The organism is Gemmata palustris (assembly GCF_017939745.1).
GTDB classification, from domain to species: Bacteria; Planctomycetota; Planctomycetia; order Gemmatales; family Gemmataceae; genus Gemmata; species Gemmata palustris.
Map to the genome: position 1 here is coordinate 1,527,073 of NZ_JAGKQQ010000001.1, position 16,410 is coordinate 1,543,482.

A 16,410-nucleotide genomic window follows, 5' to 3' on the forward strand; every position below is an offset into this window, starting at 1 on the left:
GATTTCGGGGTCTTGTCAGAGCCTTTTAGCACCCGCGTTGAGCGCGTCCCCTGTCACCTGCGAACAATGACATCGGAAGACCGGAGCCGCGGGAGTTCCAGGCCGCCCACCCACCCGATCCAGGATCGCGTGCCGGCCGGAGTTTTCACCCGCGCGCCCGGGGCTCCGGTCAGCCCGTCGCGGAATCTCTCCCAAATTCAGAACCCGCCGTGATCGCGCTCAAAAGGTGAAACCGACCAGCCAAACGACCGTTTCGCACACTACAGTCACTCCCCTTGGCAAGAGGCATATGTCGGCAAGACCGTGCCGCAGCCCGGCGCGTGCACCCGCGCCCTTATACTGTGGTGCCGTGGATATTGATGTGGCTTAGCGGCACTGGAACGCTAGTTCATGCCGGGCAAGAGTTCGGGAGAATCCAACCGCCGAATGCGGATCGCGAGCCCCGAGGGCACGAGTTGGGACGCCCGGGTGAGAACCCGGGTGCGGGCGCGAATCGCAACCTGCCGCTGTCGGCGATTTCTCCCCGCGCGTCCGAAATGAACGGTACTTGCAGGAGCTGAGGCAATCCCGGCCGGGGCGGTTTGCGTTCGGCGGGCTCACCTAACGGAGGTCGGAGCCAAGGTCTTGAGCATCGTCCGGATGTCTCGGAACGCCCTGACCACAACAACGGCGAGGGCGTTGCGCACCTTCTGCCGGCGATCGGGATCCCAGTTAGTCATAAAGTAAGGAGAACGCCGGGCACCCGGGGGTGAACTCGGCGACCTCGTGCTTGTGCTGAACGTAGTTGGCTAACGTGTCGGCGGCCGCCAAGAGCGGGACGAGTTCCCACTGGAGTTTCTCATCCTGCGGGCGATGGTGGCTCAGGATCACTCGGACGAGCGGCTCGGGTAGCAAATTTCGGATCGCGAACTGGTACCCGACGGCGCAGTGATCGATACCCAGTGCCCTGCGCTCGTTGGCAAGGATCCCCCTCGCCCTCTCGGAAGTCGAGCGGGTCGGCGGCCGCCGCCGCCTCGGGAGCTTTCACGCTGCTCACGACCCACCCGATGTCGTAGAACTTCGTTGGGTCCGAGGGCGATGTGCTTTACAGACGCTGACAAAACCCCTGATAAGGACCGTTTCCAAGGCAATTTCGGGGTTTTGTCAGCGTCTGTTAGAACTGTTTGGCCTTGCGCGCGCCCGACGAGTGATCGCGTTGACGACCGGGGGGGCCGCGCGGCTGTTCCTTCGGTGAAGCCGGCGTGAAGTGACACCGGCAGATCCGGTTCGGCGTCCAGGGCACTTTTCACGGGTCCCCACCGGGGGTACCAAACTTCCGCCCGAGCGCCGAGCTCCTGAACGTGGGCGGATCGGAACGCCGGGTTCTCCGCGGGCTCGGCGCGATCCCACGCCTGCTCCCCTTTGGCCGTCTCCAACCCTATATATCCACGACCGGTCGGAACGTGACGGATCGGTACCTGCGCCTCGCTCTCGTTCTCCATCTGCCGGGCCGACGCCGTCCCACGCGAGGACCGTGCGAGGGGTGCAGTGGCACTCTCGCACTTGATTCGATCGGGCGGGTTCGACGCATCGGTTCACGGGCGGTCCAGGATCTCCCGCACCTTGCCCGTTAAGGCGCTCAGGCTGAACGGCTTGTGCAAGAAGTCGATCCCTGCCGACTCTACTCCCTGCTGCACGATCGTGTCCTCGGTGTAACCGGACATGAACAGCACCCGCAGACCCCGCTTGAGGGCCGTCAGCCGCTCGGCCACTTCGCGCCCCGACAGGTGCGGCATCACCAGATCGGTTATCAGCAGGTGAATCGGGGGCCAGTGCTTCTCGGCCACCGCCACCGCCTCCAGACCGTCCGGCGCCTCCAGCACCTTGTACCCGCTCCGCTCGAGCATCATCCTGGTCATCAGCCGCACCGTCTCCTCGTCTTCGACGAGCAGGATGGTTTCGTGCCCCTTCGCCGACAGCCGCTGCTCCCGTGTGGTCGGGGGCGTTGCCGGCTCCACGACCAGTGGCAGGTACACCCGGAACGTGGACCCGTTCCCGACCGAACTCGATACCTCGACGTGGCCGCGGCTCTGCTTGATGATCCCGTACACCGTGGCGAGGCCCAACCCGGTCCCCTCCCCGACCCCCTTCGTCGTGAAGAACGGATCGAACACGTGCGCCAGGACCTCGTCCGACATCCCGAACCCGGTGTCGCGTACCGACAGCATCGCGTACCAGCCCGGTTCTACGTCGAGGTGCCGGTGGGCGGTCGCCTCGTCCAACTCGGTGTTCCGCGTGGTGACGACCAGCCGCCCGCCCTTCGGCATGGCGTCCCGGGCGTTCGCCGCCAGGTTCAGGATCACCTGCCCGATTTGGGTCGGGTCGGCCTTCACGTGGCCGAGATCCGGGGCCAAGTCGGTGACGAACTCGATGTCCGCCCCGATCAGCCGCTTGATCATCACCCCGATGTCTCGGAAGATCGCGTTCAGGTTCAGCACGCACGGGACGAGAACCTGCTTGCGGCTGAACGCCATGATCTGCTGGGTCAGGGCCGCGGCCCGCATCCCGGCGTCGTGAATGTTCCGTAACGACTCCATTCGCTCGGCGGGGCGCATGGGTTCGGAGAGGACACCGTCCGCGAGCAGCAGCTCGCTGAACCCGGTGATGACGGTCATAATGTTGTTGAAGTCGTGGGCGATCCCGCCCGCCAGTCGCCCGATGGCCTCCATCTTCTGGGCCTGGCGCAGGTGCCCCTCCAGCTGCTTGCGCTCGGTGACGTCGCGGAACACCAGGACCGCCCCGGACACGGTCCCGGTCACGTCCCGGATCGGGGACGCGCTGTCGTCGATGGAGCGCTCCGCCCCGCCCCGGTCGATCAGTACGGTATCGAGGGGCAGTTTGGCGGGTGTCCCTTTGGCGAGCGCTTCGAGGACCGGGTTCGGGACCGGCCGGCGGCTCTTCTCCTCGACGATCTGAAAGACCTCGTGCACGGGCTTGCCGAGCGCGTCCGTCTGGCTCCAGCCGGTCAGGTGCTCGGCGAGCCCGTTCAGGAACCGGACCCGGCCCCGCGCGTCGGTGGCGATGACCCCATCGCCGATGCTGCCCAGGGTGGCCGCGAGCCACTGCTCGTTCTCCCGCAGCCGCCACTCCATCTGGTGCCGGTACAGCCCGATCTCGATCGCCGTCCGCAGGTCGTTGTCCTCGTACGGTTTCAGGACGTACCCGAACGGGTCGGTGAGCTTCGCCCGCTGGAGGGTGGGGCCGTCCGAGTTCGCGGTCAGGAACACGATCGGGACGTCCAGCTGCTTGCGGATCAGGCCCGCCGCCTCCACCCCGTCGATCCCGGCGCCCAGGTTGATGTCCATGAGGATCACGTCGGGCCGCAGTTCGAGCGCCTTCCGGACGGCGTCCTCCCCGGTCGCGACCGACCCCGCCACCACGTACCCCAGCTCCTTCAGTTGCGTCTCGATGCACAGGGCGATGATCCTCTCGTCTTCGACGACGAGGACAGTGGACGGGATCATGTGCGTACTCCTCCGGGGCCGCGGCTCGCGGATTTGGGAAACCGGACCGTAAACGTGGTCCCCCGGTCGGCGGTCATGGCGCTCTCGCCGTCGAGTTGATCGACGAGGGTGTTCACCAACTGCAGCCCGAAGGACGTGGCGTTGCGGAAGTCCGTGCCGGCCGGGAACCCCGTGCCGTCGTCGGCCACGGTCAGGACGTTGGCCCCGCCGTCCCGGCGCAGGGACACCCGGATGCACCCCGCCGCGGTGCTCGTGAACGCGTGCTTGAGACAGTTCGAGATCAACTCGTTCAGGACCAGCCCGCACGGGATGGCGATGTCGATGGTCAGCGACGGGATGTCCACGTCGAGTTCCAACCGGACGGCGCCCGTCACCTTGTAGGTGCGGAACAGGTCGCTGGCGAGTTGCCGGGTGTACTCGGCGAAGTCCACCCGGGCCAGGTCCTGCGCGCGGTACAGGCGCTCGTGGATCAGGGCCATCGACCGGACCCGCCCCCGGCTCTCCCGGAACATCTCCACCGCCGCCGCGTCCGTCGTCTGGCGCGACTGGAGGTCGAGCAGGGCGGACACGATCTGCAAGTTGTTCTTGACCCGGTGGTGGATCTCCTTCAACAGCACCTCCTTCTCCCGGAGCGAGCTGCGCGTTCGCTCTTCACTCGCGCGCAGTTCGCCCTCGGTCCGCCGGCGCTCGCAGAACTGGCTGATCTGGCTCGCGATTTTGTCGAGGGTCGCGAGCAGGGGCGCGTCCGGCTCGCGGAGCTCGGGGCTGTAGAACTCGATGACCCCCACCGTGTCCGCGCCCTGGCGCATCGGCAGCCCGAAGCCGCCGCGCAACCCGTCGAACGTCACCGCCGGGTGCCCCGCGGGCGGGCCGTCGAACCGGATGCCGGCTTCCCAAACGGGCCGGCCCGTCTCCCAGGTGCGCCCGGCGACGCCCGCACCGGGTTCGAGAACCGTCTTCCGGCTCAGCGCCTCAATGAACCGCGGCTCGGCCCAGGTGGAGTGCCAGATGTGGAGCCGGTTCAGGACGTCGGCCTTTCGGTCGACCGTCCAGAGAATGGCGACCTCCCAGCGCAGGCACTCCGCGATCGTCTGCAGCACCCGCGAGCCGGACTCTTCCAAACCGGTAGCCCCGGTCAGGATGTCGGTGACCGCCTGCTCCGCCCACAGAAAGCGCTCGGACCGCTTCCGCTGGGTGATGTCGTGCGCGATCGTCGATGCCCCGGTCACGGGCCCGTTCCCCTCGCGGATGGGGGAAATGCTCTGGCGGACCTCGATCCGGCACCCGTCCTTCCGAACGCGCACCGTCTCGAAGTCGGTGATGTGTTCACCCGCCCGCAGCCGGAGGGCATTGTCCCGGAGGTCTTCGGGGGGGTCGGATTGGCGGCGGCGGTCGGGGAAGAGAACGGAGACGTTCCGACCGATGATTTCCTGCGCCGGGTACCCGTACAGCTTTTCGGCCGCGGGGTTCCAACTGGTAATAACGCCGTCGAGGGTCTTGGCAACGATCGCCTCGCCGGACGTTTCGACGATGGCCGCCAATCGGACGGCCATCTGCTCCGCCGCCCGCTTCTCCTCCTTGAGCCGCCAGCCGGCCAGCGCGCGATTGACGGCCGGCCCCAGGCGGGCGAGCCGATCTTTGATGATGTAATCGGTCGCGCCGCGCTGCATGACCTGTACCGCGCGGTCCTCGCCGATGGTGCCCGAAACGATGATGAAGGGGATGTCCAACTTGCGCTCTTGCATGATCTCCAGGGCGCGCAACGAGTCGAACTCCGGCAGGGAGAAATCGGCGAGAATGATCTCGGGAGTTGGGTCCAGGTGGTCCCGATAATCCTGCTCGGTCTCCACGCGGTCGGCGATCGGATCGTAGCCGGCGAGGCGCAGCGTGTGCAGCACCAACTCGAAGTCGGCGGGGTTGTCTTCCAGAATCAGGAGGCGGAGCGGCGTGGTCATGGTCGTGTACCCGTGGGGTAGGGCCGTTCGTATCGCGACGAACTCACTCGGTCGGCTGCCGGTTGATGAGCAGCCAGTAGTAGCCCAGTTGTCGGGCGGTCTCGCTGAACTGCTCGAAGTCCACGGGCTTGACGATGTAACTGTTGACGCCCAGCTTGTAGCTCTCGATGATGTCGCGGTCCTCGGCCGAGGACGTGAGCATCACCACGGGGACCATCCGCGTGCGCGGGTCCGCCCGGATCTGGCGCAGCACCTCCAGGCCGTCCACCAGCGGCAATTTCTTATCGAGCAGAATCACCCGGGGGTTCTCGAAGTGACGGTCGGCGTAGGCGCCGGTGCAGAAGATGAACTCCAGCGCCTCCGCCCCGTCGCGCGCCACGTGAATCTTGTTGGCGAAGTTGTGCTTCTTAAACGCGTGCAGCGCCAGCATCTCGTCGTTGGGATTGTCCTCGACCAACAGAATTTCGATGGTGATCTCGTTCATCGCTGGGTCCTTATTCGAGAGTGAACGAAAACGTGGCGCCCTGGTTGAGTCGGGCGTCGGCCCAGACCCGGCCGCCGTGCCGGTGAACGATCCGCTGCACGATGGCCAGTCCCACCCCCGTACCGTCGTAATCGGCCGCGCGGTGGAGGCGCTGGAACACGCCGAAGAGCTTGTCGGCGTACTTCATGTCGAAGCCGGCGCCGTTGTCCGTGACGAAATAGACCGCGTTCGTGCCACCCGCGGGGCCTGACGCGGACCCACCGGTGGTCGGCCGCGGCTCCGTGGTGCAGCCGATCTCGATTCGCGCGGCGTCCCGCTTGCTCGTGTATTTCAGCGCGTTGGACAGCAAATTCGTCCAGACCTGTTTGAGCAGCGTCGGGTCGCCCTGACAGGCCGGCATGTCGCCGATGACGATCTCCAGGTGCCGGCCCTCCTGCTCTTTCTGCATCTCGGCCAGGCACAGGCGCACCAACTTGCCCGGCTCGACAGTTTGCTTGTTGAGCGCCAGGCGGCTCAGGCGCGAGAACGCGAGTAGGTCGTCCACCAACTGAGCCATCTGGCGCGCGTTATCGCGCACCAGTTTCAGGTAGAGTTTTGCTTGGTCCGGCAAACTGGCGGAATGTTCTTCCAGCAAGATGCGCGAGAAGCCATCGATCGCCCGGAGCGGGGCCCGCAAATCGTGTGAGACCGAGTAACTGAAGGCCTCGAGCCCCTTGTTGGCGGTTTCGAGCTCCCCGGTCCTCTCCAGCACGCGACGTTCCATTTCTTCGTGGGCATGGTGGAGTACGTTTTCTGCCCGCTTACGTTCCGTGATGTCCACAATGGCGCTGAGGACGAAAAACCCCTCGTCGGTCACGAGGGGATTGAGCCCGATCTCAATGGGAAACTCGGTGCCGTCCTTGCGCCGGCCGTGTAGGTCGCGGCCCACGCCCATCGCTCGGACCTCCGGTTTGGCCATGAAGCCGGTGCGGTAGGCCGGGTGCTTGTCCCGGAACCGCTCGGGCACCAGCAGCTCGACCGGTTGGCCGAGCAACTCCTCGCGGGGGTATTGGAACAGCCGCTCCGTCTCTACGTTCACCAGGACGATCTTGCCGTCTCGTTCGATCATTACCATCGCGTTGGGGGCAGATTCGATCGCCAGACGGAACTTGACTTCGGCGCGCTGCTCCGTCAACCGGTGCTCATCGGAGACGGCTTTGGCCGACCGGGCCAGGTCGCTGGCCCGCTCCAGCACGGCGATCTCGGTGTCCGAATGTAAGAGGGTCGCTTCGCGGACCGCTTCGACGGAAACTGCCAGATCCCTGGCTTGTTGCTGCAACCCGGCGATTTCCGTCTCGGATTGCAGCCGGGTTTCTTTACGCGCAGCTTCGACGAACAGGGCCAGGTCCCGAGCCTTTGTCCCCAGCGCCGCGATCTCGGCGTCCGACTTCAATCGCGCCTTACTTCGCAGAGTCTCGACGTAATCGGCCAGGTCGCGCGCTTTCTGCTCCAACCCTTCTGTTTTCTTGTCGGATTGAATGAGCGCGTGTTGCCGGGCGGTCTCGACCAACCCGGCCAGATCGCGCGCTTTTTGTTCCAGCGTCTCGATTCTTTCGTTCGATCGCGTGAGGGCCTGCTGGCGCCCCGTTTCGACCGACCGGGCGAGCGCGCCGGCTTGCTGCCCCAGCGCCGCGATCTCGTTGTCCGACTGTAGCAGCGCCACTTCCCGCACGGTCTCCACGGAAACGGCCAGATCCTGCGCCTGCTGGGCCAGCGCGGCGATTTCTGCTTCCGAACGCCAGCGTGCCTGTTCACGCAGCGTTTCCACGGAAACAGCCAGATCCCGCGCCTGTTGCTCCAGCGCGGCGATTTCAGCGTCCGAGCGCACGAGCGTTGCTTCACTCGCCCCGGCTCTCTTTTGGGCGGAGCGCCGAGAATCGGCCAGGAAAATGCCTGCACCTCCCACGACCAGAAAGATGAGCAGCCCAACTTGGTGAATCGGTTCTTCGACCCAGAACGAGAGCCGAGGGTTCAGGAACAGGTAGTTGGCCGTCATCATCCCGAGCACCAGAGCGAACCAGCCGGGCTTCCCGCCGAAGGAATTGGCGACGATGAGTGTGGGAAAGAGGAAAAAAATGTAGGCGTGTTGTTGCCCGAGGAGGGGATCGAGGAACCCGCGAACGATGGCGACAACGGCGACGGTCAGGACCGCCCAGGCGTAGGGCATTAGGTCGCGGAGCCGGTTCGTTCTTGGTCGGAGTGGGTGCATTGTAACTTCTCGATTCGGGCTCGTCACTCGACCCTTTTTGATGGAACGTAGTTTGGTTCCTTCCACCCGATCCTGGCCGTTGAAAGCCCATCCGGTTTTTAAGCCACGTGACTCGGGAGCCGCACCGCACTCGTAGTCCATTTGTGCAAACTATCTTTAGTAAAATATAGTATTAATTATAAAATAATATTTACAATAGTAACATCTATAATTAATCATAATATAACTATCTTTCTGATTCAGTTCATAGTAACGCCACGCCAGATCATCACGGATTTAATCATTCGTTACGGTAACACAACTGCAGGGCATTCAAATTAAATATGCTAAATATTTGGCATATTTTTGTGCAATCCCGTTCGTGCTCCAAAGGGGGTGTTAGCCAACGTCTCGTCCCAGCCGACCTGGAGTCGCTTGTTCCTGATGCCGGTGTTATCCACGGCTTTCTTCAACACGGCCAGTGCCATCCTGCGCGTCAGGCGTTCTCGGCGCGTGGCCTTCCCGGAGTCGGTGGGCGGCCTCACCGAAGGCTACAGTACAGCCAAGTCGGCAATCAGGTTGCGATCGTAAAATTGCAAGATCATTCTGTTGCGGGTGCCCTTGTGGATGTAAACCACTGATTGCGCAGAAGACGGCGTCGAGATGAAGCCCTTCGTCCGCCCACCCGGCTTCACGGATGAACACATAGGGCCGACCATTCGGATGCGAACCCCCGCCGTTGCGGTGCGACCGGTTACTCCTCAGCATGCGATCTGTTGAGCGGACCTGGATGGGCTGTGAAGCTCGAACCCGAGAAATCGGTTGAGCCGCCTTACGTCAATAACCGGCACGAGCGGCGGGAGCGAAAGTCGATTAAGAGGCCGTCGCGCGGGAGATGGTAGAGCAACCAGGGCGAGTCAGGCATATGATGAGCTGGCTAGTCGTGGAACTCGTGCCGGCCGCGCTGGGCAGATACCATCGGCCTGTTGGAGAGCCGGGTTTACCAGAAAACGACTCGAGATGTACCCGAACCGCTCCCGCGGTCGTTCCACTCGTGTCACTTCGCGCTTCGGTACGATGCTCGACCGCTGACGGAGGACTCGTGGCGGAAGAAGGGACGCATGATTGCTCTCGACGAGATTACTCCAACCGTCTTCCGGCGGACCCTTCGTCGCTCCGTTCTGACGCCGCCCCTTCTCTTCGGCCTGGTCGCCCTCATCTTTCTCGGCCAGATCCTTTACCTGCTGTCAGCAGCCAAGCGGGTCGATCATTCCGATCGGGCGGTCGATCGTGCGAATTATCTGCTCAGGTCATTCGTGGACGGCGAGACGGGAATGTGGGGCTATTTGATCACGAGCGATCCGGTGTTTCTCGAGCCTTATCGCGTCGAAGAGGCCCATACCGCCCCAGTGTTCGAGGAACTGAACGAACTGGTCGCAGATGACACCGCTCAGTGCGAACGCCTCACGGCTTTGAAAAGCCAACACACTGATTGGCAGGCCTTCGCTCAGCGGATGATCAAGTTGCACCGAGAAGGCGGCGACTACCTGACCCCCGTTCGCAACCTCGAAGGAAAGCGTCGTATGGATGCCATACGGGCGCGCGTCTCCACGTTCATTCGGGTCGAGGAGGAACGCCGAAAGGAGCGGGCCCGAACGGTGCGACGAGCAACCTGGGCGGTTATCGGGGCGAGTTTCACACTGGCGCTGGTACTCGGCAGCGGGCTGGCTTGGATGATCCGGCGCCAATTGCTGAGTGTGGTGACGAGTTATCAGCACTCCCAAGCCGCAGTCGTGGCCCAGGCCGGGGCCCTGTACACGTCGGCTCAACGCCTCGATGCCTTGCACGAGATCGACAGGGCGACTCTGGCGGCGGATCCGCTGCCCGAACTGACCCGCTCGGCGCTCCGCCTGATGGAACCGGTCGTCCCCAGCCGACACGCCTTCGTGGTCGTGTTCGATCCCGGCGCTGGACCGACTCAAGTGATCGCCCGCACCGATACGTTCTGGGAAATGGCCGACCCGACGGGCGAAACGTTCCCAGCGCTTTCCGGGAGGGATTTCCCGCAAGCGATTGCCGACCTGGCCCAGCTCACCGAGCGAACCCCCGTTCAGGAGTTCCTGTTCCGGTCGGGCCAGCGCAGTTGTGTGGTGGTGCCACTTCGAGCTGAAGAGCGGTTGTTCGGGGTGCTCCTCCTCACCGACCCGCGCTCCTCGGCGTTCACCGATGGACATCAACAAGTCGCCGATGAGGTCGCCCAGCAGTTGGTGATCGCCTTCCGACAGGACCGGCTGCGAGATTTGGTGCGGCGTCACACCGACGAGCTGGAGCAGCGGGTGGTCGAGCGAACGGCCGGCCTGGAAACCGTGACCGTGGCGCTCCGACTCCAGATCGACGGGTGCAAGCGCGCCGAGGAGGAACTGAGGGAGCGGACGTTACAACTCCGCGCCACCGACCGGCGGCTCGCGGAACTCGTCGAGGGCATGTCCGAAGCGTGCTTCGTCCTGGACGCCGGATGGCGGTTCACGTTCGTCAACGACCGTAGCGAGGCGCTTCTCCGCTACCGGCGCGAGGACATGCTTGGGGAGCCAATCTGGAACGTGTTCGGCCGGCTCGTCGGTACCCCGATGGAAGCTCACTACCACCGGGCCATGACGGACCGGGTGCCCGTTTCGTTCGTGACGTTCTCGCCGATTGCGGAACGCTGGCTCGACATCCGGCTCTTTCCCACGGGCGACGGGCTCGCTGCGTTCTTACTCGACATCCACGATCGCAAGTTGGCCGAGGACGCGCTGCATGCTTCGCAAGCGCGGCTGAATTCGGCGCTCACGGCGGGTTCCATCGGGACGTGGACCTGGGACATCATAAATGACCGTTTGACTGCGGACGAGTTCACCGCCCGCGTGTTCTCGATCGAACCTGATGCGGCGGCAAACGGCCTGCCCGCGGAAGTCTATCTCCGGGCCGTGCAGGAGGAAGACCGGCCGGGCATTGCGACCGGTCTCGCGAGCGCCATTGCGTCCTGCGGCCACTACGACATCGAGTACCGGGTCCGACAACAAGATGGCGAACTCCACTGGCTGCAGGCGAAGGGGCGGGTCGAGGGCGACGGGGCGGGCCACGCGGTGACGTTTCACGGAGCGGTGATGGACGTCACCGAGCGCAAGCGGACCGAGGGGCGCTTGCGACGGCTCGTCGATTCCAATGCCCAAGGCGTGATATTTTGGAACACCAAAGGCGCGATCACTGCGGCCAACGACGCCTTCCTCCGCATCGTCGGCTACACCCGTGAGAACCTGGAGGCCGGGCGCATCGACTGGGCGGCGATGACGCCGCCGGAATACGCTCACCTCGACCGACGCGCCCTGGGGGAACTCGCCACCGAAGGGATCTGCACTCCATTTGAAAAAGAATACGTTCGGAAGGATGGCTCGCGCGTGCCGATCCTGTTGGGCGCGGCGATCTTCGAAGACAGCCCGGACGAAGGCGTGTGCTTCCTGCTCGACATCACCGAACGCAAGCGGGCGGAAGTGGCGCTCCAGGAGAGCGAAGAGCGGTTCCGCGGGGCGTTCGAGCACACGAACGTCGCGATGGTCCTGACCGACTACGACAACCGGTTCGTCCGCGTCAACGAGGCGTTCGTGCGGCTGTTCGGCTACACGGAGGCGGAGTTGCTGACGATGGGACTGGCCGACCTCACCCACCCGGACCACTTGGCCGAGAGTTACGCGCAGCGCGAGGCGCTGTTGGCCACCGGCACGAGCTTCTTCGAGACGGAGAAACGGTACCGGCACAGGGACGGGCACGAACTCTGGGGGCTGACGAACGTGTCACTCGTTCGGGGCCCGGCCGGCCGCCCGCACCACTACGTCGGCCAGGTGCAGGACATCAGCGAGCGCAAGCGGACCGCAGACGCGCTCCGGGAGAGCGAAGAGCGTTTTCGTTTTCTCCACGACCTGGTCGAGGCGACGCGCTCTCTGGCCGATCCAACTCAGATCATGGCCGTGACGGCCCGGATGCTCAGCGAGTACCTTCGCGCCTCCCGCTGTGCGTACGCCGAGGTGGCAGCCGACGGCGATCGGTTCACGATCCTCCACGATTACACCGACGGGTGCGCGAGCACGGTGGGCGAGCACCATCTGTCTCTGTTCGGCGCGGCGGCTGTGGCCACTCTCATCGCAGGGCAGACGCTCATCGTCCGCAACGTCGACGAGGAGCTTTGTCCCGACGACGGGGCGGACACGTTCAACGCTATCGGCATCAAAGCGATCGTCACCTGTCCGCTCGTCAAGGAGGGCGGTCTCCGCGCCATGATGGCCGTGCACCAGACCACCCCGCGCGATTGGACGGGCGGCGAGATCGCTATCATTCGGGACGTCGTCGAGCGCTGCTGGGCGACCATCGAGCGCCGGACAGCGGAGGAACAGATCCGCCGGCTCAACGTCGAACTGGAGCAACGTATCGGCGAGCGGACGGCGCAACTCGAAGACGCCAACAAGGACCTAGAAGCGTTCTCGTATTCCGTCTCGCACGACCTCCGCGCCCCGCTCCGGGCCATCGACGGGTTCTCCCGCATCGTGACCGAGGACTTCGGGCCGTCCCTCCCACCGGACGCGGCAAGGTATCTTCAGCTCATCCTCTCCAACGCGAGACAGATGAGCCAACTGGTGGACGATCTCTTGGCGTTTTCCCGCCTGGGAAACCAGCTCGTCGCCCGGCAGCCCGTGGTCACCGCGAACCTCGTCCAGGGGTGCCTGGCCGAACTGCTACCGGCGGTCGCGGGCCGGAAGGTGGACGTCCGGGTGGGCAATCTCGCGGACTGCCGGGCCAATCCGGCCCTTCTCAAACAGGTCTGGTTCAACCTCTTGGCCAATGCCCTGAAGTACACGGGCAAGCGGGAGGCGGCCGTCGTCGAGGTGGGAAGCACCCTCGGCCCCGACGGGCCGACGTACTTCGTGCGGGACAACGGAGCGGGGTTCGACATGCGGTACGCGGACAAGCTGTTCGGCGTATTCCAGCGGCTCCACCGGGCCTCGGAGTACGAGGGCACCGGGGTCGGGCTGGCCATCGTCCAGCGGATCGTCCAACGGCACGGCGGCCGGGTCTGGGCCGAAGCCGAACTCGGCCGCGGCGCGACCTTTTTCTTCACTATTCCAGTAGACAGAGAAGCGATGTCGGCATAATACGCGCCGACGCAGGATCGGTCCCGACTCTCCCCCAGTCTCCGGCTCCCCTCGTGAATACCCGCTCGACGCCTGCCCCGGTCGCCAACGGTGGCTGTATTCTTCGGGTCGCGCCGGACCCGGGACGCGTATCAACCCGGCTTCGGACCGTCACCGAAGAGATTCTTACGGAAGAGCCACGCGGCGCTTCTGGTCGTCGGTCAGGAGCGCGGGATCGTGCCCGGCCCGGCCGCACCGGGTGCACGGGGGCGTCGCCCCGCGCCGCAGGATCCCGCTCAATTCCGCGCGCTCCTCGGGGCTCAGGCGCGCCAACGGGTTCTCGCCGACTGATTCCTGCCGCTCGACGCGACCGCACCCCGGGCACGGGCATTTGCGGGCGCAGTGCTCGAGTTTGGCCACCCGGCTCCAGTTCACGACCGCACCTCCGCCTCGTACTCCCGTGGGTCTACACTCTCAACGATTTCCTCTTCGATGACGAGCACGTGGCACCCGCCGCACCGATGGCACCGATCCGCGTCGCTCGGCACGTGACCCTCGGGTGCGAGGCGCAGCACGCGCGCGTCGCACCGGGGCTCGGAATCCTCCAACTTCTGCACCCGCGCCGATAGCCGCATAACTCCCTCCGCTCAACCCCGGCGCATTACGTCGTCGAGTGCCGCCCACACCTGCTCGTCGGTCGCGGGCAGCAACAGGGCGTCGGGGTACGAACCCGGGTGCCGCTCGTGTACGAGTCGGAGCCACGCCTGGTGCTCGGGCTCGAGCGTCTGCAGGAACGCACACAACTGCGCGAGCCACCCGGTGTGGTTCGGGTTCGTGCGATCGAGGTCCTCGACCCCGAATTCCCCGGCCAACAACCCGCGCGCGAACGCCACCGGGGCGTCCGGCACCGCCGCGGTTACCCGCCGCACCGGGATCTCGAGTTCCAATTTCCCCACGCGGCTTCCGAGGTTCATATGCGGTTGCCCCCTTCGGGGAGCCCGGCCCGGTGCTCGAGCTCCGCGATCCGGGTCTCCAGGTCCGTTAGCTCGCGCACCTTGATCCCCAACTCGAGTATCGCCCGGGCAGCCCCCAACCGCACGGCCGGCGGTGCCGAGTCCTTCTGCAACGACAGGAGCGTTCGCACGGCCTCGCCCGCGGCCGCCGTCAACAGCCCCGCGGCCCGGCGCACCATGTCGGCCCGGAGCCCCTGCAACCGGCCCCGGAACGCGGGCTCGGCGAGGCGCCGGTAGATGGTCCGGTCCGTGAGCCCGCACTGCTTCGCGGCCGCGTCCACGGTGGCTCCGCACGCCAGCGCCAGGAGCAACTGGTCCTCGTTCTTCTTCACCCGGCCCGCGCCCATACGCACCTCCCTCACGCCACATCATCCGGCGGCTCGATGTACTCGGGCCCGCACACGATCAGAAGCCCGAACGGAGCGAGTTTGCCCTCGGGCACCACGGGTTCACCCTTGGCCGGGTCGTACACGAGGAGCCCCGCGAGCGAGCCCTCGGCGCCGTCTCGGTACAGGCCCGGTTTCCGCCCCTCGGCTCGATCAACCGGGATCGCCTCGATCACGTGGAACTGGTCCGGGGGCAGGCGGTGGACCAGCGCCTTTGCCACCTTGCCCAGTCGGTTCGTCAGGCTCATCCCGCGCCCCCGTCACCTTTATTCCGCGTTCCGTCAGGGTTTACGCCGCCACGCGCTCGGCCGCCTTCCCGGTCAGCGACTCGAACCGGGAGACGATTACATCGCAGTATCGCGGATCGAGTTCGACCAAGGCCGCCGTGCGCCCGGTCTGCTCGGCCGCGACGAGCGTGGTCCCGCTCCCCGCGAACGGGTCCAGCACCACGCCCCCGTTCGGGCACGAGTTATTGATCAGGTACTCGAACAGGGCCACGGGCTTGGGGGTCGGGTGGTCCGCGTTCCGAGCCGGTTTGTCGAACTCCAATACCGTGGTCTGGGCGCGGTCGGCAAGCCACGTGTGCGCGGCCCCGTCGGCCCACCCGTATAAACACGGCTCGTGCCTCCAGTGGTAGTCCTGTCGCCCGAGCACGAGGGCGGACTTGACCCACACGAGGCACTGGCGCACGGTGAGCCCGGCGGACGCGCACGCGAGGCGCACGTCGAGCCCGGCCAGGTCCGCGTGCCACACGTAGAACGCCCCGCCCGGACTCAGGTGCCGCAACGCGGTACCCAGCGCGGACGCCAGGAACGCGCGGTACTGCTCGGGAGTCATGTCATCGTTGGCGATGGTGAGCGCGTCGGCGGTCTTGCCCGAATACGCGACGTTGTACGGCGGGTCCGTGAGCAATGTGTCGGCGGGACCGTCGGGCAGGAGCCGGGCCAGGTCCTCGGGCTTGGTGGCGTCCCCGCACAGCAGGCGGTGGCGCCCGAGGAGCCACAGGTCCCCGGGACGGGTGACGGGCTCGGTGGGCGGCTCGGGCACGTCGTCGGGGTCGCCGGTGGGTTCGGCGGTCGGTGCGGTCAGGAGTCGGAGCAGCTCGTCCTCGGGGAACCCGGTGAGCGACACGTCGTAATCGGCGCTCTGTAACGCGACAAGCTCTTGGGCGAGGCGGTCGTCGTCCCAGGTCGCGAGTGTGGCCGTTTGGTTGTCCGCGAGGCGGTACGCGCGGGCCTGTTCGGGCGTGAGCCCGCGGGCCACGTGCACCGGTACCTCGGTGAGTCCGAGCTGGAGCGCGGCCTTGTACCGGGTGTGGCCCACGATGATCACGTCGCACTCGTCTACAACCAAGGGCTGCCTCATGCCGAACTCGCGGATCGAGGCCGCAACCGCGTCAACCGCGCCGTCGTTGGTGCGCGGGTTGTTCTCGTAGCGTTTGATCGAGCCGACCGGCCGCATCACCACGTCCATCATTCACCTCCCAGGAGCCGCGCGCGACATGCGCCTATAAGGAACTACACCGAACGCGCGCGAACTGTCGGGCGAAGTGTGGGGATTTCCGGCCGGCATTTTTCGCCCCGTGGACGCAATCACGAAATGCTGGAAGAATCAGTGAACGGACCGGATGGTTGTGGGAACGCGAGGTAACGGTGTGACACCTCGAATCGCCCGTCCCGG

Annotated in this window: 12 protein-coding genes; 1 reads left to right on the forward strand and 11 read right to left on the reverse strand. The window is 65.3% G+C overall.

The genetic code is table 11. From position 1 onward, the window contains the following. Positions 1-711: 711 nt before the first annotated feature. From J8F10_RS06115 to J8F10_RS06135, 5 genes are all read right to left on the reverse strand, one after another. Positions 712-870: a hypothetical protein gene (locus J8F10_RS06115; RefSeq protein ID WP_210652967.1), complete on the reverse strand. Its 159-nt coding sequence runs from the start codon at positions 868-870 to the stop codon at positions 712-714. Between the two features lie 704 nt (positions 871-1,574). After that, positions 1,575-3,503, reverse strand: coding sequence for a hybrid sensor histidine kinase/response regulator (locus J8F10_RS06120; protein ID WP_210652968.1), 1,929 nt, complete (start codon positions 3,501-3,503; stop codon positions 1,575-1,577). Further along, positions 3,500-5,458, reverse strand: a complete 1,959-nt coding sequence (locus tag J8F10_RS06125; protein ID WP_210652969.1) for a response regulator — start codon at positions 5,456-5,458, stop codon at positions 3,500-3,502. Before J8F10_RS06125 ends, J8F10_RS06120 begins: the two co-directional genes overlap by 4 nt. Before the next feature lie 43 nt (positions 5,459-5,501). Beyond that, positions 5,502-5,942, reverse strand: coding sequence for a response regulator (locus J8F10_RS06130; RefSeq protein WP_210652970.1), 441 nt, complete (start codon positions 5,940-5,942; stop codon positions 5,502-5,504). A 10-nt stretch (positions 5,943-5,952) separates the two neighbouring features. After that, entirely contained in the window at positions 5,953-8,190 is a 2,238-nt protein-coding gene (locus J8F10_RS06135; protein ID WP_210652971.1) for a PAS domain S-box protein, read from the reverse strand. Between the two features lie 1,100 nt (positions 8,191-9,290). Here J8F10_RS06135 and J8F10_RS06140 point away from each other — a divergent pair. Next, positions 9,291-13,352: a PAS domain S-box protein gene (locus J8F10_RS06140; RefSeq protein WP_210652972.1), complete on the forward strand. Its 4,062-nt coding sequence runs from the start codon at positions 9,291-9,293 to the stop codon at positions 13,350-13,352. A gap of 165 nt (positions 13,353-13,517) precedes the next feature. On the opposite strand, the gene J8F10_RS06145 is transcribed toward J8F10_RS06140, so the two are convergent. Genes J8F10_RS06145 through J8F10_RS06170 form a run of 6 tightly spaced genes read right to left on the reverse strand, consistent with a single transcriptional unit; the run spans position 13,518 to position 16,206 of the window. Next, the gene (locus J8F10_RS06145; protein ID WP_210652973.1) at positions 13,518-13,766 is read right to left on the reverse strand and encodes a hypothetical protein; all 249 of its coding nucleotides are present in this window, start codon (positions 13,764-13,766) and stop codon (positions 13,518-13,520) included. Then, on the reverse strand, positions 13,763-13,966 hold the full coding sequence (locus J8F10_RS06150) for a hypothetical protein (RefSeq protein ID WP_210652974.1): 204 nt from the start codon (positions 13,964-13,966) through the stop codon (positions 13,763-13,765). Before J8F10_RS06150 ends, J8F10_RS06145 begins: the two co-directional genes overlap by 4 nt. A 12-nt stretch (positions 13,967-13,978) precedes the next feature. Continuing rightward, positions 13,979-14,305: a hypothetical protein gene (locus J8F10_RS06155; protein ID WP_210652975.1), complete on the reverse strand. Its 327-nt coding sequence runs from the start codon at positions 14,303-14,305 to the stop codon at positions 13,979-13,981. Beyond that, entirely contained in the window at positions 14,302-14,691 is a 390-nt protein-coding gene (locus J8F10_RS06160; RefSeq protein ID WP_210652976.1) for a hypothetical protein, read from the reverse strand. The genes J8F10_RS06155 and J8F10_RS06160 overlap by 4 nt, the downstream gene beginning before the upstream one ends. Positions 14,692-14,702: 11 nt before the next feature. Next, on the reverse strand, positions 14,703-14,978 hold the full coding sequence (locus J8F10_RS06165) for a hypothetical protein (protein WP_210652977.1): 276 nt from the start codon (positions 14,976-14,978) through the stop codon (positions 14,703-14,705). 40 nt (positions 14,979-15,018) lie between these two features. Beyond that, positions 15,019-16,206, reverse strand: a complete 1,188-nt coding sequence (locus J8F10_RS06170) for a DNA modification methylase (protein ID WP_246522957.1) — start codon at positions 16,204-16,206, stop codon at positions 15,019-15,021. Between the last annotated feature and the right edge of the window lie 204 nt (positions 16,207-16,410).